Below are 23723 nucleotides of genomic sequence, written 5' to 3'. Positions count from 1 at the left end.
CGTCCCACCACGGTGGAACGAGGCTCGGGGGCTGTTTTCCGGTGTCTCCGCGTACCGGGCGGATGCCACTCGCACCCAAGCTCTCCGCCGCGCCCCGGCGACGGCCGGTCGAGGTCTGCGTGGAAGGCTGTCAATCATGACTGTTCTGGACATTCCAACGGTGAAGCTGGTCAACGGCGCGGACATCCCGCAGGTCGGCCTGGGAACCTGGCCCATGTCGGACGCGGAGGCGGAGATCGCGGTCGCCGCCGCCGTCGAGATGGGCTACCGGCTGGTGGACACCGCCTACGCGTACTACAACGAGACCGGGGTGGGGCGTGGGCTGCGGGCCTCCGGCGTGCCGAGGGAGGAGTTGTTCGTCACCACCAAGCTGCATGACGAGTGGCACGGATACGACGCCGCGCAGGAGGCTTACCAGGCCAGCCTGGACCGGCTCGGCCTCGACTACGCCGACCTCTACCTGATCCACTGGCCGCGGCCGCGCAAGGATCGCTACGTGGAGGCCTGGAAGGGCATGGTCAAGCTGCTGAGGGACGGCCGCGTGCGGGCGATCGGCGTGTCGAACTTCAAACCGGCCCACATCGAGCGGCTGCTGGCCGAGACCGGCGTGGTGCCCGACGTGAACCAGATCCAGCTCAACCCGTTCCTCACCCGTGACGAGCCCCGGGCCTACAACGCCGGGCACGGGATCGTCACCCAGTCCTGGAGTCCCATCGGGCGAGGGGGTGACCTGCTGGAGCATCCGGCCGTCACGGCCGTCGCCGAGCGTCACGGTAGGACTCCCGCCCAGATCGTGCTGCGCTGGCACATCGAACTCGGGCTGATCACCGTGCCGAAGTCGTCCAGTGCCGAGCGGATAAGGGCCAACGCCGACATCTTCGACTTCGCCCTCACCTCGGAGGAGGTCGCCGAGCTGTCCTCCCTCGACCGGGGTGAGGCCGCCGCGATCGACTCGGACGCGGCCGATGGCTGACCTCATCGGACCTCGGCGAACCTCACCGCCGCGCTGACTCCTCGCCCGCAGGTCAGGCGTCGCCGCCCGTGGTGGCCCGGTCTCGCACAGCCGCGAGAATATTTCACGGTTAACCTATAGAGATAGTAGATTTAACCGAGACCAGTCCACGCGAGGCCGAAGGCAGAGGCGCACTGTCGGGGGGACTTTCGGATGCACGTCACGGCTCGGAGCGACTACGCCATAAGAGCGATGCTGGTCATCGCGCTGAGCGATCCCGACCCGGTCAAATCGGAGACGATGGCCCAGGCGCAGGAGATCCCGGCGAGTTTCCTGCGCGGCATCCTGACCGACCTGCGCCGCGCCGATCTCGTCTTCGCCCAGCGGGGTCACGAGGGCGGCTTCACGCTCGCCCGGCCGCCCGTCGACATCTCGGTCGGAGACGTCCTGCGCGCGGTCGGGGGCGAATTGACCTCGGTGAGGGGAGTGCCGGCCGGCGACGTGGCCTACTTCGGAGAGGCGGTGCGACTGCGCACCGTGTGGCTGAACATCGAAACCTCGATAAGCGCCATCGTCGACACCGTCAGCCTGGCGGCCCTCCTGACGCCGGCGACCCAGACCGGCAGGCGGCGCAGGGTCTGACCTCGTGTGTGGGACGAAGATTCCCATCCCTTGAGACGCCTTGCTTGAAACGTGACTTGACGTCGCCTTGGCCTTCATTCACCATAATTCCTATCAACAGAGTGGGAAAAATAGGAAGGGGGGCGTTGTGCGTGCGCTCATCCTCTTGGGCCTAGTCGGCTTCGCGGCGCAGCTCGTCGACGGAAGCCTCGGCATGGCCTACGGTGTCACCTCGACGACTCTGCTCCTGGCCATCGGTACCAACCCCGCCGCCGCCTCGGCCACCGTCCACCTCGCCGAGATCGGCACCACCCTCGCCTCAGGCATCTCCCACTGGCGCTTCAACAACATCGACTGGAAAGTCGTCGCCAAGATCGGTGTTCCCGGCGCGGTCGGCGCGTTCGTGGGAGCGACCTTCCTGTCCGGCCTCTCCACCGAGGTCGCGGCCCCGATCATGTCGATCATCCTGCTCACGCTGGGTGTCTACGTCCTGATCCGCTTCACGGCCTTCGGTCTCCCGCGCGGCAACCTGGGCAAGCCGCTCCGCAAGCGCTTCCTCGCCCCCCTCGGTCTGGTCGCCGGATTCGTCGACGCCACCGGTGGTGGCGGCTGGGGGCCGGTCGGCACCCCGGCGATCCTCGCCAGCGGCCGCCTGGCGCCGCGCAAGGTGATCGGTTCCATCGACGCCAGCGAGTTCCTGGTCGCCATCGCCGCCAGCGTCGGCTTCTTCGTCGGTATCGGCTCCGAGAACATCGACTTCTCCTGGGTCGCCGTCCTGCTGATCGGCGGTGTCATCGCGGCTCCCATCGCCGCCTGGCTCGTCCGTCACATCCCGCCGCGCATCCTGGGCTCCGCCGTCGGCGGCATCATCGTCCTGACCAACATCAGGACCCTGCTGCGCAGCGACTGGATCGACGCCTCCGGTGGCGTCCAGACCGCCGCCTACATCACCATCGCCGTCCTGTGGGCCGCCGCCATCGCCTACTCGGTCCGCGAGTACCGCCGCGACCGCGACAACGAGACGGTCGAGGCGATCGAGGAGGAGGAGAAGCGCCGCGCCGCGGAGCAGGAGACCGCGGGCACCGCGAGCTGATCCCGGCGGCGCCCTCCGGCGCGCCGCACGCGTGAAGGCCTCTCTCGCCGAAGCGAGAGAGGCCTTCACGCGTTTTCGCCCGCCCGGTCCTCGTCCTGAGGTCGCGCGTGACGGTCAGGACTTCGAGAGGGGCGGGGCGGCCGGTCGGTTCGCGGCGCGCGTCCCCGGGATCCGGCACGGCGGCATCGACACCGCGGGCCTGGAGGGCGCCGGGCGGGAACGGCTACAGCGGGTGAGCCGGGGCGTCCGCCGGCGGGCGGCCCGGGGGGCCGAAGTGCTCCGACACGCGCTCGGCGGGGTAGGCGCCGTTCTCGGTCACGATTCTCGTCACCAGGTGCGGCGGGGTGGCGTCGAAGGCGGGATAGTGGCCGGTCACGCCCTCGCCCGCGGTACGTGTCCCCAGAACGTGCAGGACCTCGTCGCCGTCCCGCCGTTCGATGACGACGTCGCCGATACCCGGCGCCTGCGGATCGGGCGCCGGGATCACCACGTAGTACGGGACGTCGAAGGCGCGGGCGGCGAGCGCCACCCCGAGCGTGCCGACCTTGTTCACCACGTGCCCGTCCATCGTCACCCGGTCCGCCGCGGTCAGCGCCACGTCGGCGAGCCCGTCGGACAGTACCGAGGCGACCATTCCGTCGGTGATGAGGGTGGGCCGGTAACCCATCTCCACGAGTGTCGGCGCGGTCAGCCGTGCCCCCTGCAGGTAGGGCCGGGTCTCGGTGCAGATGAACTCCAGTCGCTTGCCCGCCTCCTGAGCGGCCTCGACGGTGGCTATCAGGTAGGCGTCCGCCCAGCAGTGGGTGAGGACGCGGGCGCCGTCGTCGAGCAGCGCGGCCGCGTGCCTGCCCATGGCCGCGCTGCTCGCCAGGTAGGCCGCGTCGTGCTCGGACGCCGCCCGGGTCACGGCCTCCACCAGTTCGTCCCCGCAGGCCTGCGGCAGTGGCCCGTTCACCGTGGCGGCGAGGACGGCCTCGACGGCGTCGCGGATGTGGTTGTTCGTGGGCCGGGTCGCGATCAGCCGGTCGCCCGCCTCGCGCAGCCGCGCCGCGGCCCGGCCCGGCGGCTCGCCCCGCGCCTCGCGGGCGGCCAGTGTCATTCCGGCGGTCGCCGCGAACGAGGGGCCGGTGCTCTGGGTGACCATCCGTTCGATGGCCACCGCGACGTCCTCACTGGTGGTACAGCGCACCCAGCGGTGCTCGAAGGGATAGACCCGGCGGTCGAGGATCTCCACGGCGTCCTCGGTGATCCGGACGGAGTCCGCGAGGACAGGGCGCCTTCGGGTCGTGCTCATGAGACCTCCAGCGGGGGATCGGGTGGTCTGCCGCCATTCTGCTCGCCACACCGGGCGCCGCTCGGCGTCACCGCCACCACCGCGACCCGGCTGTGCCTCGCGCTTATGCCCTTTTTGGGGGGCCGCGTACCCACGGAGGACAGGTCGTTCCCGGACGGCTCGCCGCTCCGGGGGAACGGTGAGCCCGAGCAGACCCCGCCACGGGCCGGAGACGAGGTCAGAGGGACGCCGGGCCGACCGGGAGCCGATTCGGCGGGAACCGGAGACGGGTCAGGCGAGCTTCTCGCCGATCTCGACGATCTGGGCGCGCTGCTCGGTCACCATCTTCTCCGCCAGGAGGGTGGTGGGCCGGTGCCTGCCCAGCGCGATCGCGACCTGGGCCATCTGGACACCGCTGTTGAGGTGCTTGCCCAGCACGCTCAGCCACAGCTTGTCGAAGGCGGCGCCGGACCGTTTCTCCAGGGAGGAGATCTGGGTGGCCGACAGCATGCCCGGCATGTCGTGCGCGGAGTGGTCGCCCTCCGCCGGTACCTCGACCTCCCACGACCGCAGCCAGCCGGACATCAGGTCGATGTCGGCCGCCTCCTTTTTCTTGATCTTCGCGGCGAGGTCGTTCACGTACGGGTTCTCGCTCCGGCCGGCCACCAGGTCGGCGAGCTGGATCGTCTGCCGGTGGTGGGGAATCATCTCCTGGGAGAAACGGACGTCCGCGTCGGTTCGATCGCCGGCGAGTCCCACCGCCTGGACGGGGGGTTCCGTGGTCATGGCCGCTGACGAGCACCCCGCGGTCAGCATGGCGGAGACCAGCAAGGAGGCGGTCAGAGACCGTCGCTTGCGCGACCGCCGGGTGCTCATCGAAATCACTGCCCCTTTCCTGCGGGTGGGAAGGATCATTCCTGCCGTTCCGTCCTGAGATACGCGGGTGCCCTTCCCGCGGTTCAGGGTTCGCCGGAAATCGTGTGCCCGGAATTCCGTACCCCGGTTCTGGAGGCGGGGTACGGAATTCCAGGGTCGGGGAGCGAGGGAAGGCGGCGGCGCGGGAGTGGGAGCCCTCCCTGCCGCCGGGTGGGTCAGCCGGGGACGTCGCGGTGGTCGGAGACGCTGTCGAGCCAGGCGCGGTGCAGGTCGGCGTAGCGGCCCGCCCGCTCGACGAGCTCGCCGGGCGGGCCGTCCTCCGTGATCCTGCCGCCGTCCATCACCAGCACCCGGTCGGCGATCTCGACGGTCGACAGGCGGTGCGCGATGATCAGAGCCGTCCGGTCCGCCAGGATCGTCCGCATCGCCCGCTGTACCAGCCGCTCGCCGGCGACGTCCAGGCTGGACGTCGCCTCGTCGAGGATCAGCACCGCCGGGTCGGCGAGGAACGCCCTGGCGAACGCCACCAGCTGCCGCTGCCCGGCCGACAGCCGGCCGCCGTGCTTGCCGACCTGGGTGTCGTACCCCTCGGGGAGCGCGGAGACGAACGTGTCGGCGCCGATCGAGCGGGCCGCCGCCACGATGTCGGCCATGCTCGCGCCGGGCCGGCCGAACCTGATGTTGTCCGCCACCGACCCGCTGAACAGGAAGTTCTCCTGGGTGACCAGGACCACCGCGGCGTGCCGTGTCTCCTCGCCGAGGTCGCGCAGGTCGACCCCGTCCAGCAATACCCGCCCCGAGACGGGGTCGTAGAACCTGGAGGCCAGCTTCGCCAGCGTGGTCTTGCCCGCCCCCGTGGTGCCGACGAGCGCCACGGTCTGCCCGGCGGGGACCAGCAGATCCAGCCGGGGCAGCACGGGGGTGCCGTCCAGGTAGGAGAACTGCACCCCCTGGAACTCGATCCTCCCGCGTGGCCGCTCCAGCGCCACCGGGTCATCGGGCTCGGCCACCGTGGGGCGTTCCTGCAGCACGCCGGAGAGCTTCTCCAGCCCCGCACCGGCCGACTGGAACGTGTTGTAGAACTGGCTGATCTCCTGCATCGGCTCGTAGAACTGGCGCAGGTAGAGCAGGAAGGCGGCCAGTACGCCCACCGTGACCTCGCCCTGGATCGCGAGCGTGCCCCCGTAGAGCAGGACGGCCGCGATCGTCACGTTCCCGATGAGCTTGACGCCCGGAGAGAAGATCGCGACCAGGTGCATGCTCCGCCGGTTGGCGTCGCGGTAGTCGGCGTTCAGCTGGGAGAAGATAGCCTGGTTGCGCGGCTCCCCGCGGAACGCCTGGACCGCGCGCATGCCGGCCATCGACTCCACGAAGTGGACGATCACCAGCGCCACGGTCTCCCGGGTCCTGCGGTAGACGATGCTCGACTGCCGCCGGAACCAGCCGGTGAACAGCATCAGGACCGGCAGCGGCAGCAGCGCGACCACGCCGAGGTGGACGTCCAGGACGAGCAGCAGGACCGCCGTGCCGACCAGTGTCAGCACGGCGGTGACGAGGTCGTCGAAACCCGACTGCAGCATCTCGGAGATGGCGTCGATGTCGGAGGTGAGCCGGGAGACGACCCGGCCCGAGGTGTAGTCCTCGTGAAACGAGAGCGACAGCCTCTGGAAGTGGACGAACACCCGCCGCCGCAGTTCCAGCAGGATGCTCTGGCCGATGCGCCCGGCCATCCTGAGGAATATCCGCCGGGTCACCAGCTGGACGGCCGCCGCCGCCAGGATCGCCACGACGACCGTCACCAGCGTTCGCGGCCCCGCGCCCGCCACCATCGGCGGGATGCCCGCGTCGATGCCCACCTTGACCAGGTAGGGGATGGAGAGCGAGGCGGCGTTGCAGGTCACGATGATGACGACGAGCAGGACGAGCTTGCCTCGGTACGGGCGCAGCAGGTCGCCGAGCAGCCGCCTGGACCTGTCACGCAGCAGGAACGACACCTGCGCCGACAGCTCCTCCTGGTTCTCGGCCGCGACGCCCCGCCACTCCCGGGACCCGCTCGTGCTCTCGGTGCCGGAAGGTTCCGCCGGGGGATGTGTGGAAGGTTCGGTCACGCTCACAGCCGCGCCTCCTCGGTGTCCGGGGCGGCCGACAGCAGCGCGCGGTACTCGGGCACGCTCGCCATGAGCTCGTGGTGCTCGCCGACGTGCGCGATCGTGCCGTCGAGCAGCAGGGCCACCCTGTCGGCGAGGAGTACGGTGGAGGCCCGGTGGGCGACGACGATCCCGGTCGCCTCGCGCAGCACGTGCCGGAGCGCCTCCTCCACCAAGGCCTCGGTCTCGACGTCGAGGGCCGACAGCGTGTCGTCCAGCACGAGGATCCTGGGACGGCTGAGAACCGCGCGTGCCAGCGCGAGCCGCTGGCGCTGGCCGCCGGACAGGGACATGCCCTGCTCGCCGATCCTGGTCTCCAGCCCCCACGGCAGCGTGTGGACGAACCCGGCCTGGGCGATCCGCAGCGCCTGCTCTATCTCCTCCTCACTCGCGTCGTGCCGTCCCAGCGTGAGGTTCTCCCTGACGCTCATCGAGAACAGCGTCGGTTCCTCGAAGGCGGTGGCGACCATCGAGCGCAGCGTGGGCAGCGGCAGGTCGCGGACGTCGACCCCGTCGATCGTGACCCGGCCGGTGTCGGCGTCGTGCAGCCGTGGCACCAGGGAGGTCAGCGTGGTCTTGCCCGACCCGGTCGCGCCCACGACCGCGACCGTCTCTCCCGGCCGTACCTCCAGCCAGACGTCGCGGAGCACGGGTTTCCTGTCACCGGGGAAGGTGAACCCCGCCCCCTCGAAGCGCAGGTGCCCTCGGGGCCGTTCGATCACGGCGGTGCCTCCGACGATCTCCGGTTCGGTGTCGAGCACCTCCATCACCCGGTCCGCCGCGGTCATCGCCTCCTGGCCCATCGTGAGGATGAAGCCGAGCGCGGAGATGGGCCAGACCAGTTGCAGCATCAGGGTGGCGAAGGCCACCAGTGTGCCCAGCGTCAGTGTGCCGGAGCCGACCGCCAGGGCCCCGAGCAGCAGCACGAGCGCGAGGGTGATGTTCGGGATCACCTCAAGGAAGGTGAAGAACCTGGCCGACAGGCGGACCTTCTCCATGGAGGTCCCGTAGACCTTCAACGCCCCTTTCTCGAAGATTCCGGAGACGTACGGGCCGCGGCCGAACGCCTTGATCGTGCGGATGCCGGCCGCGGACTCCTCGACGACCGTGGCGAGGTCGCCCTGCTCGTCCTGGACCCGGCGGGAGATGGTGATGTACTCGCGCTCGAAGCGCAGGGTGGTGACCATGATCGGCACCGCCGAGGCGACGACCAGCAACCCGAGCGGCCAGTACATGTGGAGCAGCAGCCCGGTCACCGTCGCGATCTGGACGGTGGTGAGGACGAGGAAGAGCAGGCCGAAGCCGAGGAAACGCCGGATCGTCGACAGGTCGGTCGTCGCCCGGGACAGCAGCTGGCCCGACTGCCAGGAGGAGTGGAATCCCATCGGCAGCCGCTGGAGGTGGCCGTAGATGTCGTCGCGGAGGCTGGTCTCCAGGCCGAGGACGGCGGCGGCCAGCAGCCACCGCCTCAAGAAGACGAGCAGTGCCTCGATCACGCCCAGCGCGCAGGCGAGCAGTGCGAGGGGTGGCACGGCCCCTGCCTCGCCGCGGGCGACGGGACCGTCGATGATCTCTCTGCCGATCAGCGGGATGGCGATGCCGATCGCGACCGCGGTGAGGGACAGCACCCAGATGGCGACGAGGCGGGCGACGTACGGGCGGAGGTAGGACTTCAGCCGCCACAGGGAGGCCGCCCCGGCGCGGCGCGAGGGGAGGGGCCGCGAAGTCAGGGAGGCCGGGTTGGTGGCGGAGGCGTCAGTGGTGTCGGTATTGTCGGCGTTGTTGGTACTCGCTGAGGTGTTTCCGGTGTCAGGGGGCATCGGTAGGCGGCACGCTCCTCACGGTGTTCTGACGAGGTGAGAGCCGTCCGGGGCAGGGCAGGCCGGAGCGCCATCCCTCCCAACCGGTCTCTCCCGTACCACCGCTCCAGGTGGTGCCCCGTCGGATCACCGCCACCCGCGTGACGCGGGCGACCATCCAGTTTCCGCACCAGGCTGCGGCGTCGGCAACTGATTTGACGGTCGGCATGGTGTAACCACCAGGCCAGAATGCCCACTGACCGCGAATCCCCTCCTCGGAGTGAACGGGTGGGTAAGACAGCCTTTCCAGCCCGCCAGGCAGTGTCACCGCACCAAAATAGGGGGGCTAAAATTCCCGGTGGTGTCGAGCGCGAGGAGGCGGCCCCCGATGGACCTGAAGACGCTGCACGACGTTTCCGGGCTGAGCGACCCCATCGAGCGCGCGCGGGTTCTGAGCCGCCTCATGACCGAAGAACAGGGACTCGTCGCGGAAGCGGCGAAGATGCGTCGTCAGGCGATCGCCGAGGCCCGTGACTCCGGGATGGGTCTGGAGGAGATAGCGGCGAGCCTGGGCGTGTCCCCCGGCCGCATCTCCCAGATGAGGAAGGGACCGGCGGCGCGGGTCCCCGAGGGGCCCATGATCCATGAGCCGAAGGTCGTGGTGCGGCGGGCGCTGCCCACCGACCCCGCCGATCGAGGTTCGGCGTCCCTGTTCCTCGCCGAGGCGGAAAGGCAGGGCGTCACGCCCGGCCGCAGGATGCTCTATGTGGGACCGGAACCGGCCGGTGAACACGTGGCCGCGCGCCTGCGCGTCGAACCCGGTGCCGAGGTGATCGCCCGCAGGAAGATGATGACGGCCGACGGGATCCCGGTGCGCGTCGCCACCAGCTACTTCCGGGCGGACCTGTTCGGGGGCACCCGTCTCGCCGAGCCGGGGTTCGTGAAGCCGTCACTGCAGGCGGCACTGATCGCCCTCGGCCACACCTTCGGCCACGCCGAGGAGAGCCTGACGGCCCGCCCGCCGACCTCCTTCGAGTACGAGACCCTGGAGCTCGAACCGGGGGAGTGGGTCGTCCACATCCTTCGCACCGGCTACTCCGACGAGGGCGTCCCCGTCCACGTCCTGGAGACCATCTGTGCCGCGAGCAGGCACGTCTTCCCGATCGGCCAGGTCTCCGGGCACGACGAGTTCTGACCGGCCCCCACCGGGTTTCCCGCACACACCCGCGCACCCGAAAAGGCGGAGGCGAGACGGACCCGCCCGCCGTGCTCGCGACGCCGCCTCCCCGACCAAGTGACGTTTCGTCCTGGAGAGGAAAAAAGGGGAGGCCATAGCGGGCTGGGCGACTGTATGGTCTGTGACATGACCTGGCGACATTGATCCTGAACGATCGGTCGGTCCGGCGCGAGCTGCCGTGGGCCTCCGGAGATGCCGAGCATCCCGAGTCCGCACAGCCCTCGCGAGAAGGACCCCATGACCACTTCTTCTTTTCTCCGTGCGCCCGAAGGGCGTGCGAAGCGCCTCGCCGCGACGCTTTACGTCTACACCTTCCTTGATGAGTTCGTCCTGTTCTACCCGTTCTACGCGTTGCTGTTCGTCGACACGGGTCTGTCGACCACCGAGATCTCCTCGCTCCTGGCGATCTGGTCGGTCACCTCCGTCGTGCTGGAGGTCCCCTCCGGAGTGTGGGCCGACGCCGTCTCGCGACGCGCGCTGCTCGCCCTGGCGCCATTGCTCGCCGCGGCCGGTTTCCTCCTGTGGGTCGCGGCCCCCTCCTACTGGGTGTTCGCCGCGGGCTTCGTGCTGTGGGGTGCCTCCGGAGCGCTGCAGTCGGGCGCGCTGGAGGCGCTGGTCTACACCGAGCTCGACCGCCTGGGCGCGGCCGTCCGTTACGCCGCGGTCATGGGGCGTGCCCGCGCGGTCGGCACGGGTGCCGTCATGGTGTCCATGGCCGTGGCCGCCCCGGTGTTCGCCGTGGGCGGCTACCCGCTGGTCGCCGCGGGCAGCGTCCTGGCGTGCGTGCTCGCCGCGGCGGCCGCGCTCGCCTTTCCCGAGCGTCGCGTACGCCCCGAGGAGGAACGCGGGGAACGCGAGGAGGCCGACGATGAGGAGACACCGGCCGGTGGCTACGCCGCGATCCTGCGCGAAGGGTTGCGGGCCGCGCGCGTCGACCGGCCGACGCGCCGGGCGCTGCTGCTGGTACCGGCCGTGACGGCCCTGTGGGGTTCGCTGGAGGAGTACACCCCGCTGCTCGCGGTCGGCACCGGCGTCGCCACGCACGTCGTGCCGCTCCTGGTGCTTCTGGTCTCCGTGGGTGTCGCGGCAGGTGGCGTGCTCGCGGCGGCCGGGCGGAGCTTCACCGACCGGGAGTTCGCCGCGCTTCTCGCGTTCGGTGCGCTCGCGCTCGGCGCGGGCGCGCTCAGCGGCGTCGCGGCGGGGTTCGTCGCTCTCGCGGTGGCCTTCTGCGTCTTCCAGATGGCGACCGTGCTGGCAGACGTGCGGCTCCAGGAGAGCATCGCGGGCCCGGCGCGCGCCACCGTCACCTCGCTGGCCGGGCTGGGCACAGAGCTGGGCGCCGTCCTCGTCTACGGCGCGTACGCCGCGGCCTCGGCGCTCGTCGGCCATGCCGCGATCTTCACCGCCTCCGCGGTGCCGTACGCCGTCCTCGCCCTGCTTCTGTTCCTCGGCGGGTCTCGTTCGAGGAACGCGGTGACCACCCGGCCCCCGCTCGGCGGTCCATGAGGCGGGCCGCTCCTGTCGGATCGGCCGGGATCGGCATCCATGAGGCGGGCCGGTCTCGTCCGATCGGCCGGGACCGGCGATCCTCGCCGGTGAGGATCGCCGGTCCGTGCCGGTGCCGCTCGGTGCGGACGGCCCCGTCGGATCCCGGTCTGGCGAGTTGGGCCGAGGTCAGCGCTTGGTGAAGCGGGGCAGGCCCAGCTCGGCGAAGACCGGACGATGGTCGGTGTGCGGGAGGTGGTGGACGCCGAAGGTCCTGATCGCCATGCGTGAGTCGGCGAGCACGTGGTCGATCGTCACCCCGGGGACGGGCTCCCAGCCCTGCCGCGGCCAGGTGGGCGTCAGGCCGTGCCCGGTGACGTCGGCCGCGTCGCGGTAACCGCTGTCGAGCAGGTCGCGTACCGGCCGGTGGTCGAGGGTGGCGTTGAAGTCTCCGGCGAGCACCCGCAGCTCGCCGCCCGCCCTGGGCAGCGCCCGCAGTCCCTGCTCCCAGCACGGCACCCTGTCGCCGTACCGGGGCGCGCAGGGGTGGACCGAGACGACTTCGATCTCGTGGCCGCTCGGGTGCTTGATCACCCCTCGCGCCTGCCGGAACCTGCCCAGCGCGATCAGCGGCTTCTCGGTGATGGGGTTCTTGGAGTAGATGCCCGAGCCCCACACTCCGTCGACCGCGCGGTCCACGACGTGGGGCATGTACCGGCGCAGCCCGGCCGCCTCCAGACGGTCGCGCGCGGCCGGGGTGACCTCCTGGAGGGCGAGTACGTCGGGGCCGAGGGAGCCCACCAGCCTCATCAGGACGTCGGTGTCGCCCGCGCCGACGGCGAGGTTCGCGGCGAGCACCCGGAGCCGTCCTCCGTCGGCCGAGGGCTGGTCGTCGTCGCCGAAGTGGCGGGGGAGCACGACCGTCGCCAGCGTCGCGCTCGTGACCAGGGCGAGGGCCGCGGCCGCCCAGCGGCGCAGTCCCAGGGCGAGGAGCAGCGGGATCGCCGAGGCCGCCGCCACGTACGGGGTGAACGCCACCAGGGCCACCCACTGCCAGACCGGGGTCCAGCCGCCGGCCCTGAGCAACGCCCAGGCCGCGAAGGGCAGCACCGCCAGCCAGACCAGCGGGCCCACCCATCTCGATCTGATCATGCTCCCGGAGCGTAACGGCCTTCTGTGCAGTTTCGGTGGAGATTGAGGTCTTTACCGGCGCAGATACGCAAAAACCAGGCGATGCGCGTGCTCCGCGCCCCAGCCTGGTCAGGAGCCGCCGATGAGGTCGTACGCCTGCGCGATGAGCTCGTAGGAGCGGATCCGGGCGGCGGAGTCGTGGACCATCGTGGTGATCATCAACTCGTCGGCCTCGGTGCGCTTGCGAAGATCCTCGAGCCCCTGCCGCGCTCCGGCGGCGTCCCCCAGCACCAGCTTGGACAGGTAGTCGTCGAGGAAGTCGCGCTCCATCGGGCTGTACGGGTGGTTCTCCGCCTCCTCGGGCGTGGGGATCGGCTGCGGGGCCCCACGGCGCAGCCGCAGCATGGACAGCCCGCCGGAGCGGGCCAGGCGCAGTGCCTGCTCGGGGGTGTCGGCGGCGACCGCGGAGACGCCGATCATCGCGTACGGCCGGTCGAGGACGGCGGAGGGCTCGAAGGACGACCGGTACAGCTCCAGAGCGGGGATGGTGTTCTCACCGCTGAAGTGGTGCGCGAACGCGAACGGCAGGCCGAGCCTCCCGGCGAGCCGCGCGCTGAAGCCGCTGGAGCCGAGCAGCCAGATCGGCGGGCGGCCCGACTCGGGGGAGCGGGGCACCGCGACGACCCGCTCCAGAGGGTGGCCGTGCGGGAACGCGCCGTCCAGGAAGGCCGTCAGCTCGGCCAGCTGCTCGGGAAAGTCGTCGGCGTCCAGGCCGTGCCGCCCGCGCAGGGCCCTCGCCGTGGCGGGGTCGGTGCCGGGGGCCCGGCCGAGCCCGAGGTCGATGCGGCCCGGATGCAGCGCGTGCAGGGTGCCGAACTGCTCGGCGACGACGAGCGGGGCGTGGTTGGGCAGCATGACACCGCCGGACCCCAGCCGGATGCTTCTGGTCGCGGCGGCGAGATGGGCGATCAACACGGCGGGCGAGGAACTGGCCACGGACGGCATACCGTGGTGCTCGGCCACCCAGATCCGGTGATAACCCCACTTCTCCGCACGCCTGGCCAGTTCGGTGCTCGCTCGCAGGGTCTCGGTGGGTGTCACGCCGGAACCGACGGTCGCCAGCTCCAGGATCGACAGGGGCACCTCGGAAGAGCCGCGGGCCGTCCCGCGGATGTCGTCATCAGCCATGTAGGCGGCAACCGGGCGAGGCGGAGGTTTATTTCTGCCGGTCATCCGGCATTGCCGCCAGGTTCCGCCGGTCGGCTCGTCTCATCGCACCACGGGATCGCCTACCGCACCTGGGATGACCGTCCCTCGGGCAGGCCCAGCGAAACCGATCGTCCGGGGGCGGGGGAGACGAGCAGGTGGCCGAGACCGGCCTCGGAGAAGGCGGCGAGCACGTCCGACTGGTTCTCGGTGAAGTGGGTCCAGCCCTCGACGTGGAGCGGCACGACCTGCCGGGCTTCCAGCAGGCGCGCGGCGGTCACCATCTCGGCGGCGTTCAGGGTGAGGCGATCGTCGATCATGGGCGTGCGGACGGCGCCGCCGAACAGCAGGGCGACGTCGACGGCGGGAAACCGCCCGGCGATGAGTTCCACGCACTCCAGCGACGCGTTGTCCCCGCTGACGTAGACGGTGGGCAGCCCGTCGCCGTTGAGCACGAAGCCGGTGACCTGACCGACGAAGGGCTCGCATCCCGGCGGGCCGTGCAGGGCGGGAACGGCGGTGACGCGGAGGCGGCCGACATCGTGGTGCTGCCAGGGGCGCAGCGGGGTGACCCCGGTGCGCTCGGCGGCCTCGGGCGTGCTCAGGGTCAGCGGCGCCGCGGACATCACCTGACGGCCCAGCCTGTCCAGGTTGTCGGGATGCTGATCGTGACTGAGCAGCACCAGGTCCACCCGGCCGACGTCGGCGGGGGAGAGGGCCGGGCCGATGGTCTTGGTGAGCGTGAGCGGCCCGACGGGGTGGTCTCCCGGCGGATCGAAGGTCGGATCGGTGAGAATGCGCAGCCCGCCGAACTCCAGCAGGGCCGTGGGGCCACCGATCACGGTGATGGTGGTCGTCATGGCGCTCCGTTCGTCGCGCGGCCGGGCATCGTCTCGATCACAGCCCCGATCACGCGGGCCGAACGGGACGCGGGCCGATCTCCGATCAAGCGTATCTCCCAGGGCGCGGCCTTCCCAGCAGGAAGGCCGCGAGGATCTCGCGTGTCCCGCACCCGCCGGCCATGGCCGCCGCCCGGCGACCATGACCTCCCACCTTCACTCTCCGGCACTCTCGCGGGGCCACATCGCGCTCGCGACCCCGCAGAGGGTCAGACGGGCAGGACCCGCAGGGCGGGGTAGCGGGGCGAGTTCAGGTACAGCTTGTCGGTGCCGTGCTCCTTCTCCAGCTCCAGGACGAATCGGTAGCGGTAGAGGCCCGGCCGGGCTTCGCTCATCACCGCCCCGGCCCAGTAGTAGTAGACGGCGGTGTACTGGTCGCGCATCCGGTCGGGGGCGCCGTAGACCTTGAGCTCGGTCATGATCCGGCGTTCGGCGACGTCGTCCTCGTCACCCTTCTCGATATCGAGGAAGACCAAGTTGTTGATCTTCGGCATCGGAGGCCAGGTGCCGTCCGCGCGGCGGTGCATGTCGATGGGGCGGATGATCCAGTTGACCACCTGCCCCTGCTTGCAGATGGTCTCCAGGTGATCGGTGCCCTGCCCGACCCCGCCGACGCTGTTGTCCATCATGTAGAGACAGCCGTCCAGGGACTTCGTCGCGGCGGCCCTCTCCATGTCGACGAGGGTCACCACGTTCAGCTGGACGGAGTTGAGCTGGCCACGATCGGTGAAGTCGGTGGCCGCGTACGCCTGGGTCATCGGCCCTCCTTTTCCTCGGTGACGGGACCGGCCAGGGCCGGTCGGGCGGTGGCGGTGAACGGTGTGCTGACGGTGCCAAGCAGGAACAGGAGCCGGTACGGGACCGGTTCGGTGAGGTCCTGCTTCACCTCGGCGGTCCAGAACACGATGTCGGTGCCGGGATACACCTTCTGCGTGGGTTCGGCGACCCGCGGGTCGATCTCGATGCCGGCGAGGGAGACGTAGGTCTCGCACTCCAGCGGGATCACGTTCCACAGCAGGGTGTCGCCCTTGCGCACCCGGCTGTGCAGCTCGGGGGTGCCGAAACCGGTGGATCCCGCGGTCTTGTTGGTGTCGTAGAAGTAGAGGCTGTCGTCGAGGCTCTCCGACGCCAGCGCGGCCACGGGGTCGACCACCGCGGTGATCGTCACGGGCCGGGTGGGCTTGGCGGTCCGGCTTTCTGGCTGCTTGTTCCTCGGGGGCATGCGGTTCCTCCGCTCGAAGGTGTTCCGACTCGGACAGGTCAGCCGGCGGCGGGGACGGGCGGCAGGGGGAGCGCGCCCAGTCCGGCGCCGGTGAACCCGTTGCGCTTCGGATCGTTGATGATCTTGAGGCTGGACTCGCAGGTCAGGTCCACCGACTCCCAGACCATCTCGCCGCCCCGCTCGACCAGCTCGTGCAGCTGGATGTGCATCGTGTACGGATAGACCCCGGGCCGGCTCGTGTCCACGGTCGCGGCCCAGTACCAGCCGTCGTAGATCATGTCGGGGGACCCGTACTGGGCCGGATACATGATCTTCTCGCTCACGGCCTGGCCGGTGATGTCGGTGATCACCGGGGCAGGGTAGTTGTAGGCGCCGGAGCCGCTCGTGGTCTTGCCGGTGACGTCCAGCAGCTTGGCGTCGGTGAGGCCGCGCCCGCCGCCGCGCTTTTCTGCGTGCTTGCCGACCCGCCGCTGCAGCCGCTTGAGATCGCCCTCGCTCACGCCGCCCTCGGCGTTGAGCGAGGCGAGCTCGTTCAGCGTGCGCTGGTCGTCGGCGCGCTCCTGCTCGGCGAGGTAGTTGCGTGGCACCGTCGGCGGGATCGAACCCAGCGCCGCGGGCAACCAGTTGAGCACCTGCTCGGTCGCCTGCGACCCGTCGAGGAAATGGGTGCCGGGCACGATCGTCACCAGCCGCTCGGTGCCCACCCCGGTCGAGCCGAACAGCTTCATGTTGTCGAACCAGTACGTGTTGCCGTCGAGCGATCGCGTCTTGAGCGCGTTCTCGACGTCGAAGAGCACGATGATCCCGTGTTGCTGGGCCATGAGACCGCCTTTCGCGAAACGTGGCTCACACGCGCAGCAGCGCGGGCGAGTCGATGGACAGCACGCTGTTGGGTCCTTCGTGGAGCCTGACGGAGAGCCGGTAGCGGTACGGGACACCGGGCGTCATGTCGTAGGGCACGACGCCCTCCCACACCAGCAGGTCGTGGTTCTCGTATCCGTTGGAGCCCATGGCGTCGACCGCCGCCCCGGACACGACACCGGGTGCCGGAACGACGGAGTGCCCCACCGGGTGCGGTGACGCGGCCTGGCCGGCCGCGGGCGGGGCCGGGGCACCGGACAGGAACTCGATGGCCTGGATCTCGACCGGGGTCTGCACGTCCACGTGGATGGGCGTCCACTGGACGATCTGCCCCGGGGTGACCACCGTGACGAGGTCGGGGGTCCCCTTGTGCCTGCTTCCCGCCGCGCTGTCGTCGATGAGCGAGATATTGCCGTTGTGCAGCGTCCGGTCGGACAACGCCCCGACGGCGTCGACCATCACGACGATGCTGATCCTGTCTTGCATCGATCCTCCCTTGTCGGATGTGATTGCGGTCTGCGGGCCACCACTCAGCCCCGGTCCCTGACCAGCGGTGTCTTGCCGACGGTGGTCCGCTCGATCTGTGGTGAGGAGCGGGGCACGAACACCAGCCGGAACCCGTATCCGGTCTGCTCGATCGCCGCCGCGGTCGCCTCCCGGTCGTTGAAGAGCGACAGGGAGCTCGGCAGAGCCTGGGTGAACAGCTGCCGCGTCCCGCTCGGGCCGAGGGCGTGCTCGACGGCGGCGGCCGTCCCCTCGGCGTCGTCCACCGCGACCAGCAGGGTGAGGGTCCGGTCCTCGCGGTGGTTGTGGAACTGGACCTCGTGCGCGACCAGGTCCAGGTCGACACCGGTCGTCGAGCGCAGCCGCCCGCGCAGGGCCGCGTACGCGAGCGTCGCCGAGTACTGGCTGTCGTTGAGGTGCAGCACGTCGGCGGTGCGCCCGGCGAACTCGAACCGCTCGGTGCGCAGCCCCGGCCCGTTCAGGGCGGGGCGGCGGATCATCCGATCGCCGAGCTTGAGCCGGAGCAGCGGCGTCTCGTCGGAGTGCAGCCGGGTGACGACCAGCTCGCCCTCCTCGCCCTCGGCGACGGCACGGCCGTGCTCGTCCACGATCTCCACCAGGTGCAGCCCCGGCACGGCGGAGAGCGCCGGTGAGGCGTGGTCGAGCTGGAGCCCGACGCACTCGGCCTGGGTCGCGGCGAAGTAGCTGAGGATCGACACGTTGGGGAAGAACGCCTGCAACTCGTCGCGCTTGCGCTGGGGCAGGGAGCCACTGCCATACATCGCGACCCGGAAGCTCGCCCTGGCCTGCGGGGACAGGCCCGCGCCCAGCTCGGGCAGGAGCGCGATGCCCGCGGTGATGCCCATCAGCGCCTTGTGGCCCGGGTAGGAGAACATGTGCTCCAGCACCGGCGCGCTCACCGGACCCGCACCGATGTAGTTGACCTCGGGGACGTGGGACAGGACGCCGCCGACCATGGTCCCGCTGCTCCACATCTGGTAGTCGGCCAGCGTGGTGAACAGCCAGCGCGGCGCGGGGCCACGCAGGTAGCGGCCGAGCTGGTAGGCGCCCATGAACGCCCCGGAGATGCGGTAGGTGTCGCGCAGCTCCCGCAGGGAGTACACGATCTCCAGGGGCATGCCGTCACCGGTGCCGCCGCTGGCCACCACCTCGAACCCGCCGCGGTCGAGCGGCACGACCATCCCGGCCCGCGCGCCCATGAACATGTCACGCTGCACGGTCTTGTCCGACAGGGGGATCCGCTCCCACTCGGACATGTCGGCGGGGGCGTCGCGGATCCCGAAGTAGTGCAGCCGCTCGCGCCACAGCGGGTTGAGCAGGGCGATGCCGACGAGCTGCTGAAGCCGGCGGAACACCAGCGCGTTCTGGAGGTCGAGCGGGGACTCGCAGTACGGGGCTCCGGTGAGCCGCCCGCACTCCTCCAGCTTGCCCGCGAACGACGGCAGCCCGATGACGTCGTCCACCGAGCGGGGCCGCAGCTCCTCCTCGGGGATCAGCCGTGCCGCCAGCTCCACCGAGCTGGCGAGGTCCACATCCGTCATGGTCATGAATGGCTCCTGTTCCGCTGGTCGTCGCGGGTCGCGGTGCTCGCACGCAGCACCCGTTGCCCGATGTCCCTGATCTCGTCGATGAGCATGGTCAGGTGGCCCGTGTCGATCAGGTGGTTCATCACCACCACGCGCAGCGCCGCCACCTTGTCGATGTCGACCTTGGAGATGAAGAAGCGCCCGCCGCCCCGGATCCGGTTGCGGATCTCCAGCTGCAGCCGGTGCGCGGTCGCCGGTTCCAGGTCGTCCGGCAGGTATCGGAAGCACAGGATGTTGGACTCCGGCTCGTGCGCCACGGCGAAGTCCGGTTCGGCGGCGAGCATCCGGTGCGCCTGCCGGGTCACCTCGCACAGCCGGTCGATCCGCTGTGCGAACAGCGCCGGGCCGTAGACCGACCAGACCGTCCAGAGCGGCATGATCATCGGGCGTTTCGTGCACTCGAGGTTCTTGTCCGCGCTGTCGTAGGCGCTGTAGACGTCGGGCTCCTCGTCGAAGACGTAGCTGGCCCGCTGCCGGAACGCGCCGCGCGCCGCCGCGCCGTCGCGGTAGAAGAGCAGCGTGCACGGCGACGGCATGAACAGCATCTTGTGGGCGTCCCAGGTCAGGGAGTCGGCCTGCTCGATGCCGCGCAGCCGGTGCCTGTGCCGGTCCGACAGCAGCAGGCTCGCCCCGTGCGCCCCGTCCACGTGGAGCCAGAGCCCATGCCGGCGCGCCACGGCGGCGAGCTCCTCCAGCGGATCGAAGGCGCCCACCGAGGTGGTCCCGGCCGAGGCCACCAGGCAGAACGGCCGCAGACCGCGCCGGTAGGCCTCGTCCAGCGCCGGGCCGGCCAGCTCCGGGCGGATCCGCCCGGCCTGATCGACGGGGAGACGGATGATCTGTCCTTCTCCGATGCCGAGGACCCCTGCCGCCCGGGTCACGCTGTAGTGGGCCTCCTCACTGACCGCGATGGCCGGGGGACCCGGCAGGGCGCCCACACCGCGGGTCCAGATCTGCGGGAAGGCGCGGTTGCGGGCGGCGAGCAGCGCGGTCAGGTTGGCGAGGGAGCCCCCCGAGGTCGTCACCATGGCGAACCGGTCACGGTCCCAGCCGATGAACCCGTTGAGCTCCTCGGCCATGAGCCGCTCGGCGACGCTGGGGAGCTGCCCTGCCTCGTAGAAGGAGGAGGGCTGGTTGACCACCGAGCCGACCAGGTCGATGAGGCTGGCCAGCGGCACCACGCCGGAGAACTGCCGTCCCATGTAGCCGGGTGAGTAGACGGGGATGCCGGTCCCCGTGTACAGGTCGACGATCTGGTTCACCCGCTCGGCGTCGAAGTCGGCGATGCGCCGCCGTTCCGGGGTCATCAGCCCCCGCGCGGCCTTCAGCAGCACCGCGGGATCGAGGAGATCGAGTCCTCGGACCGACCGGTCGCCCAGATACGTCGTCAGACGGCCGACGATGTCCATGGCGCCGTCGTGGAAACGCTCGGGGTCGAAGGCCGCGGTGAGGCCGGGCATGGGTGAACGGGAGCCTTCGCCGGTCGCCGGCTCAGGAGCCGACGGCTCGGGAAAGGAACTCTGGACATCGGAAAGCGAACTCGTCATGGAGGGGCCTCCAAATGACCCGAGGTCGAGAACACCTAAATGTTCGTGCTGAATGAGAGTTCGGAGACGGTGAATTGAACTCCCGGGCGATCACGCACGTGAGGGTTCTCGCGAATAAACGCGTGGTCTTCGGTGATGCGTCGATCGAGAAAGAGGTCCTCGACGTCCGGGGACGCGAGGCGGCATTCGTGCCGTCACCGGCCGTTCCCGATCGATGGAACGGTCCAATATCGAGGGATGTCGATGAGTGATGGTGGGAGATGGTGCGAGAACGCCTCGCCACCCCTGATCAAGTGGTTGAGGTCGGTCTGGCGATCAGGGTCTGGAGGAGGGTCGTCGTGGACGAGTCGCGGCTAATTCGCCCTGAATTTCAATCGCCGTATATGTTGGCACGCCCTTCATGTAAGCGACCTAATCATTGTTCACGGCAGGGGCGCAAGACCTCGGATGCAGGTGGAGTGGCAGATTGCGGCCACGGTTAACGCGCGTGGTGATCGGTGTGAGGAGATGGTCGGCGATTCTCGACTGTTTTGGGTCTTATAGGTTTTTTCTCATTAAATTCCATTTAACTCGGCATTCGGGACATCCGCCCCCGTGAGTCGTGCAGCGTCGTGTTGCGCCGTGTCGGGTGGGTTCGTGCCGTACGGTCCCGGGCGGCCGTCGTCTCGACGCCCCCCTTCGCACACTCGTGACCCGGCGGAAAGGCGAGGCGGGCGGGCGCGAGAAAACCCGGGAGGCGTTCCACAGGCCGAAGGGGGAGGCGTGCGGGGTGTTCACGAGCCGCTCGCGGAGGCGTGCGCGGGTGCGGGGACATGGAGGTCCTGGCCAAAGGAGGAGTCGAGCCGTCGGGCGGTGGCGGTGAGCCGGGCGGTCAACTCCGGGAGCCGGTCGTCACCCAGCCGTACGGCCGGGCCCTGGATGGCGAGCGCGGCCAGCATGTTGCCGAGGGCGTCGCGGACCGGGACGGCCACGGCCCGGACCCCGGCGACGCGTTCCTCGAAGTTGACGGCCGCACCCCGGGCACGTATGCGGTCGAGTTCGCTCTCCAGGCCGGCGCGGGTGGTGATCGTGGTGTCGGTGTAGCGGGCGAAGGGCTCCTCCATGCCCACCCTCGGATCCCCGAAGGCGAGCAGGGCCTTGCCCATCGCGCACACGTGGATCGGGTTGCGCTGGCCGGGCTCCTGCTCGTAGCGGAGCGGCTGTCTTGAGGGGACCTGGAGCAGCACGGCCACCTCGTCGCCGATGCGCACCCCCAGATTGACGGCCTCTCCCGTCAGGTCGCGCAGGGACTCGAGCTCGGGGAGCATCGTGGTCGCGCCGAGGCGTTCCAGGGCGAGGCGGCCCAGCGTGGCGGTGGTGATCCCGAGGTGGTAGCGCTCGGTCACCGGGTCCTGGCCGAGCATGCCCGCCGCGTGCAGGGCGCGGACGATGCGATGGGCGGTGCTGACCGGCAGGTGAAGCCGCTGCGCCACCTCGGTGGGGGAGAGGGTCGTCGACCGCTCGAACGCGCGCAGCACCGCGATGGCGCGTTCGATCGCCTGGGTACCCCTGCGGGCGGCGTCTTCAAGCTTCGGCTTCATCGGGTCCACCGTTCCAGCTTAGGGCGGAGAGCTATTTCCTACACTCTTGACGGGTTTTTAGGGAATTACTACTATGTGGAATGAAGATCTTGCCATGTGGGATCTGGCTCGTTTCCCTGAGAGGACCCCCGTCATGCCTGTCCGTCGGCTTCTGCGACCACTGGCCCTGCTCATCTCGGTCGTTCTCGCGTTGACCGCCTGTGGCGGCGGCACCCAGTCGGTGGGCACCGCCTCCGGCGCGGAGGGAGGCACCCTCAAGTGGGGCTGGAGCCTTCCCACAACGTGGGATCCCGTCACCTCCAGCGCCGGTAACGACGTCAACGCCCTGTCCCTCGTCTACAGCGCCGTCACCCGCCTGGACGACAGGGGCGACGCCGTCCCCGGCCTGGCCACCGCCTGGAAGTACGCCGACGGCGGCAAGAGGGTCACCTTCACCCTCAGGGCCGGGCTGACCTTCCCCGACGGCTCCCCGCTCGACGCCGAGGCCGTACGCAGGAACCTCCTGCGCGGCCGGGACCAGAAGGACTCGCTCATCGCCTCCCAGCTGCGCGGGGTGAAGGACGTCGAGGTCGTCTCGCCGACCGAGTTCGGGATCCTGCTCGACCGGCCCGACCACCAGATCCCCAACCTGCTCGCGGGAAAGACCGGGATGATCGTCAACCCCCGGGCCTTCGAGGCGGACGCCAAGGCCGTCAGCGCCAAGCCCGCGGGCGCGGGGCCCTTCACCCTCACCCAGCTCGTTCCCGGCTCGCACGCCAACCTGGACCGCAACCCGTCCTACTACGACGTCGCCAACATCCACCTGGCCAAGTTCGAGCTGAAGACCGTCTCCGAGCCCGCCACCGTCGTCGCCGGACTCCAGTCCGGCCAGTTCGACGTCGCGATACTGCCCGCCGCCCAGATCGACGCGGCCAAGGCGGCCGGGCTGAAGGTCGACCTCATCCCGTCGCTCATGGTCCGGGTCCTGGACGTCAACAACAAGATCGCGCCGTTCGACAACCCCAAGGTCACCGAGGCGCTGAAGTACGCGGTCGACCGTGAGGCCCTGCTGGAGACCTCGGGCTTCGGCGTCGGCGAGGTGAACACGCAGCCGTTCCCCAAGGGCCACCTCGGCTACAACCCCGAGCTGGAGAACCTCTACCCGCACGACCCCGCCAAGGCCAGGAGGCTTCTCGCCGAGGCGGGGTTCCCCGACGGCATCGACGTCCCGCTGACCACCTCCACCCCCGAGGGCCTGCCCGAGCAGGTCCAGGAGCAGCTCAAGGCCGCGGGGATCAGGACCACGATCAAGCTCATCGCCCCGGCGCAGCACACCCAGCTCGTCTACGTCCAGCACAACGTGGCTCTCGCCCCCGACGCCTTCGTCGGCCGCGAGTCGCCGCTGCAGGCGCTCGGCGTCGTCTATGGGCCGGAGGGCCTGATGAACCCCGGCCGCAACACTCCCAAGGCGCTGCTGGAGCAGTTCGACAGGATCCGCGTCACGCCGCCGGACGACCCCGGGTACGCCAAGGCCGTCCAGGACGCGGTCGCCATCGGGGTCAGGGAACTGCCCAACGTCTGGCTGTTCTCCACGCCGCGCATCTTCGCCCGCAGCCCCGGGGTCTCCGAGCTTCCCACCAACCTCGCGGTGCAGCGCTTCGACGGCGTACGGGTGACGAACCCGTGACCGCGCTGGGATCACGC

The 23723-nt window shown here is 70.1% G+C and carries 20 protein-coding genes; 6 read left to right on the top strand and 14 right to left on the bottom strand.

From position 1 onward, the window contains the following. The first annotated feature begins 136 nt into the window (after positions 1 to 136). The 3 genes from ABZ664_RS30525 to ABZ664_RS30515 all read left to right on the top strand — a co-directional run bounded on the left by ABZ664_RS30525 (position 137) and on the right by ABZ664_RS30515 (position 2666). On the top strand, positions 137 to 973 hold the full coding sequence (locus ABZ664_RS30525; protein WP_362517259.1) for an aldo/keto reductase: 837 nt from the start codon (positions 137 to 139) through the stop codon (positions 971 to 973). 192 nt (positions 974 to 1165) lie between these two features. Continuing rightward, complete coding sequence (locus ABZ664_RS30520; protein ID WP_362517256.1) at positions 1166 to 1594, top strand: Rrf2 family transcriptional regulator; 429 nt, start codon at positions 1166 to 1168, stop codon at positions 1592 to 1594. A 127-nt stretch (positions 1595 to 1721) separates the two neighbouring features. Further along, complete coding sequence (locus ABZ664_RS30515) at positions 1722 to 2666, top strand: sulfite exporter TauE/SafE family protein (protein ID WP_362517253.1); 945 nt, start codon at positions 1722 to 1724, stop codon at positions 2664 to 2666. Between the two features lie 223 nt (positions 2667 to 2889). Here ABZ664_RS30515 and ABZ664_RS30510 read toward each other — a convergent pair whose 3' ends face one another. The 4 genes from ABZ664_RS30510 to ABZ664_RS30495 all read right to left on the bottom strand — a co-directional run bounded on the left by ABZ664_RS30510 (position 2890) and on the right by ABZ664_RS30495 (position 8782). Continuing rightward, the gene (locus ABZ664_RS30510; RefSeq protein ID WP_362517250.1) at positions 2890 to 3960 is read right to left on the bottom strand and encodes a s-methyl-5-thioribose-1-phosphate isomerase; all 1071 of its coding nucleotides are present in this window, start codon (positions 3958 to 3960) and stop codon (positions 2890 to 2892) included. A 270-nt stretch (positions 3961 to 4230) separates the two neighbouring features. Then, positions 4231 to 4725, bottom strand: a complete 495-nt coding sequence (locus ABZ664_RS30505; protein WP_362517247.1) for a DUF305 domain-containing protein — start codon at positions 4723 to 4725, stop codon at positions 4231 to 4233. A 305-nt stretch (positions 4726 to 5030) separates the two neighbouring features. After that, positions 5031 to 6929 carry an ABC transporter ATP-binding protein gene (locus tag ABZ664_RS30500; RefSeq protein ID WP_362517244.1) on the bottom strand — a complete coding sequence of 633 codons (1899 nt, stop codon included), beginning with the start codon at positions 6927 to 6929 and terminating at the stop codon, positions 5031 to 5033. Continuing rightward, the gene (locus ABZ664_RS30495; protein WP_362517241.1) at positions 6926 to 8782 is read right to left on the bottom strand and encodes an ABC transporter ATP-binding protein; all 1857 of its coding nucleotides are present in this window, start codon (positions 8780 to 8782) and stop codon (positions 6926 to 6928) included. Before ABZ664_RS30495 ends, ABZ664_RS30500 begins: the two co-directional genes overlap by 4 nt. A 367-nt stretch (positions 8783 to 9149) precedes the next feature. On the opposite strand from ABZ664_RS30495, the gene ABZ664_RS30490 reads away from it, so the two are divergent. Both ABZ664_RS30490 and ABZ664_RS30485 read left to right on the top strand, forming a co-directional pair. After that, a complete protein-coding gene (locus ABZ664_RS30490) occupies positions 9150 to 9956 on the top strand; it encodes a UTRA domain-containing protein (RefSeq protein ID WP_362517238.1) in 807 nt (268 codons plus the stop codon). Positions 9957 to 10235: 279 nt separating this feature from the next. Then, positions 10236 to 11504: an MFS transporter gene (locus ABZ664_RS30485; RefSeq protein WP_362517235.1), complete on the top strand. Its 1269-nt coding sequence runs from the start codon at positions 10236 to 10238 to the stop codon at positions 11502 to 11504. Positions 11505 to 11672: 168 nt separating this feature from the next. Here ABZ664_RS30485 and ABZ664_RS30480 read toward each other — a convergent pair whose 3' ends face one another. The 10 genes from ABZ664_RS30480 to ABZ664_RS30435 form a co-directional block, all read right to left on the bottom strand. Further along, on the bottom strand, positions 11673 to 12635 hold the full coding sequence (locus ABZ664_RS30480; protein WP_362517232.1) for an endonuclease/exonuclease/phosphatase family protein: 963 nt from the start codon (positions 12633 to 12635) through the stop codon (positions 11673 to 11675). A gap of 108 nt (positions 12636 to 12743) precedes the next feature. Next, positions 12744 to 13802 (bottom strand): LLM class flavin-dependent oxidoreductase, encoded by a 1059-nt coding sequence (locus ABZ664_RS30475; RefSeq protein WP_362517229.1) that lies wholly within the window; start codon positions 13800 to 13802, stop codon positions 12744 to 12746. Positions 13803 to 13903: 101 nt separating this feature from the next. Then, complete coding sequence (locus ABZ664_RS30470) at positions 13904 to 14680, bottom strand: MBL fold metallo-hydrolase (protein WP_362517226.1); 777 nt, start codon at positions 14678 to 14680, stop codon at positions 13904 to 13906. A gap of 248 nt (positions 14681 to 14928) precedes the next feature. Next, complete coding sequence (locus ABZ664_RS30465) at positions 14929 to 15477, bottom strand: hypothetical protein (protein WP_362517223.1); 549 nt, start codon at positions 15475 to 15477, stop codon at positions 14929 to 14931. Further along, positions 15474 to 15941 carry a hypothetical protein gene (locus tag ABZ664_RS30460; RefSeq protein WP_362517220.1) on the bottom strand — a complete coding sequence of 156 codons (468 nt, stop codon included), beginning with the start codon at positions 15939 to 15941 and terminating at the stop codon, positions 15474 to 15476. The genes ABZ664_RS30465 and ABZ664_RS30460 overlap by 4 nt, the downstream gene beginning before the upstream one ends. 38 nt (positions 15942 to 15979) lie before the next feature. After that, positions 15980 to 16762 carry a hypothetical protein gene (locus tag ABZ664_RS30455; protein WP_362517217.1) on the bottom strand — a complete coding sequence of 261 codons (783 nt, stop codon included), beginning with the start codon at positions 16760 to 16762 and terminating at the stop codon, positions 15980 to 15982. Positions 16763 to 16787: 25 nt separating this feature from the next. Further along, entirely contained in the window at positions 16788 to 17288 is a 501-nt protein-coding gene (locus tag ABZ664_RS30450) for a hypothetical protein (protein ID WP_362517215.1), read from the bottom strand. A gap of 44 nt (positions 17289 to 17332) precedes the next feature. Continuing rightward, positions 17333 to 18874 carry a hypothetical protein gene (locus ABZ664_RS30445; protein WP_362517212.1) on the bottom strand — a complete coding sequence of 514 codons (1542 nt, stop codon included), beginning with the start codon at positions 18872 to 18874 and terminating at the stop codon, positions 17333 to 17335. Beyond that, entirely contained in the window at positions 18871 to 20373 is a 1503-nt protein-coding gene (locus tag ABZ664_RS30440; protein WP_362517209.1) for a pyridoxal-dependent decarboxylase, read from the bottom strand. The genes ABZ664_RS30445 and ABZ664_RS30440 overlap by 4 nt, the downstream gene beginning before the upstream one ends. Before the next feature lie 860 nt (positions 20374 to 21233). Next, a complete protein-coding gene (locus tag ABZ664_RS30435) occupies positions 21234 to 22040 on the bottom strand; it encodes an IclR family transcriptional regulator (protein ID WP_362517205.1) in 807 nt (268 codons plus the stop codon). Between the two features lie 133 nt (positions 22041 to 22173). Here ABZ664_RS30435 and ABZ664_RS30430 point away from each other — a divergent pair, with 133 nt between their 5' ends. Further along, a complete protein-coding gene (locus ABZ664_RS30430) occupies positions 22174 to 23706 on the top strand; it encodes an ABC transporter substrate-binding protein (protein ID WP_362517202.1) in 1533 nt (510 codons plus the stop codon). The last annotated feature ends 17 nt before the right edge of the window (positions 23707 to 23723 follow it).

Source organism: Streptosporangium sp. NPDC006930 (assembly GCF_040635605.1).
GTDB lineage: Bacteria > Actinomycetota > Actinomycetes > Streptosporangiales > Streptosporangiaceae > Streptosporangium.
This window is presented reverse-complemented; position numbering and strand designations above follow the sequence as displayed.

Bases quoted from the DNA above. Each gene is read 5' to 3' on its own strand.
- ABZ664_RS30505 (WP_362517247.1), bottom strand. From the start codon at position 4,725: ATGACCACGGAACCCCCCGTCCAGGCGGTGGGACTCGCCGGCGATCGA.
- ABZ664_RS30520 (WP_362517256.1), top strand. From the start codon at position 1,166: ATGCACGTCACGGCTCGGAGCGACTACGCCATAAGAGCGATGCTGGTC.
- ABZ664_RS30495 (WP_362517241.1), bottom strand. From the start codon at position 8,782: ATGCCCCCTGACACCGGAAACACCTCAGCGAGTACCAACAACGCCGAC.
- ABZ664_RS30450 (WP_362517215.1), bottom strand. From the start codon at position 17,288: ATGCAAGACAGGATCAGCATCGTCGTGATGGTCGACGCCGTCGGGGCG.
- ABZ664_RS30490 (WP_362517238.1), top strand. From the start codon at position 9,150: ATGGACCTGAAGACGCTGCACGACGTTTCCGGGCTGAGCGACCCCATC.
- ABZ664_RS30430 (WP_362517202.1), top strand. From the start codon at position 22,174: ATGCCTGTCCGTCGGCTTCTGCGACCACTGGCCCTGCTCATCTCGGTC.
- ABZ664_RS30510 (WP_362517250.1), bottom strand. From the start codon at position 3,960: ATGAGCACGACCCGAAGGCGCCCTGTCCTCGCGGACTCCGTCCGGATC.
- ABZ664_RS30485 (WP_362517235.1), top strand. From the start codon at position 10,236: ATGACCACTTCTTCTTTTCTCCGTGCGCCCGAAGGGCGTGCGAAGCGC.
- ABZ664_RS30445 (WP_362517212.1), bottom strand. From the start codon at position 18,874: ATGACCATGACGGATGTGGACCTCGCCAGCTCGGTGGAGCTGGCGGCA.
- ABZ664_RS30455 (WP_362517217.1), bottom strand. From the start codon at position 16,762: ATGGCCCAGCAACACGGGATCATCGTGCTCTTCGACGTCGAGAACGCG.
- ABZ664_RS30480 (WP_362517232.1), bottom strand. From the start codon at position 12,635: ATGATCAGATCGAGATGGGTGGGCCCGCTGGTCTGGCTGGCGGTGCTG.
- ABZ664_RS30475 (WP_362517229.1), bottom strand. From the start codon at position 13,802: ATGGCTGATGACGACATCCGCGGGACGGCCCGCGGCTCTTCCGAGGTG.
- ABZ664_RS30470 (WP_362517226.1), bottom strand. From the start codon at position 14,680: ATGACGACCACCATCACCGTGATCGGTGGCCCCACGGCCCTGCTGGAG.
- ABZ664_RS30525 (WP_362517259.1), top strand. From the start codon at position 137: ATGACTGTTCTGGACATTCCAACGGTGAAGCTGGTCAACGGCGCGGAC.
- ABZ664_RS30440 (WP_362517209.1), bottom strand. From the start codon at position 20,373: ATGCCCGGCCTCACCGCGGCCTTCGACCCCGAGCGTTTCCACGACGGC.
- ABZ664_RS30465 (WP_362517223.1), bottom strand. From the start codon at position 15,477: ATGACCCAGGCGTACGCGGCCACCGACTTCACCGATCGTGGCCAGCTC.
- ABZ664_RS30435 (WP_362517205.1), bottom strand. From the start codon at position 22,040: ATGAAGCCGAAGCTTGAAGACGCCGCCCGCAGGGGTACCCAGGCGATC.
- ABZ664_RS30460 (WP_362517220.1), bottom strand. From the start codon at position 15,941: ATGCCCCCGAGGAACAAGCAGCCAGAAAGCCGGACCGCCAAGCCCACC.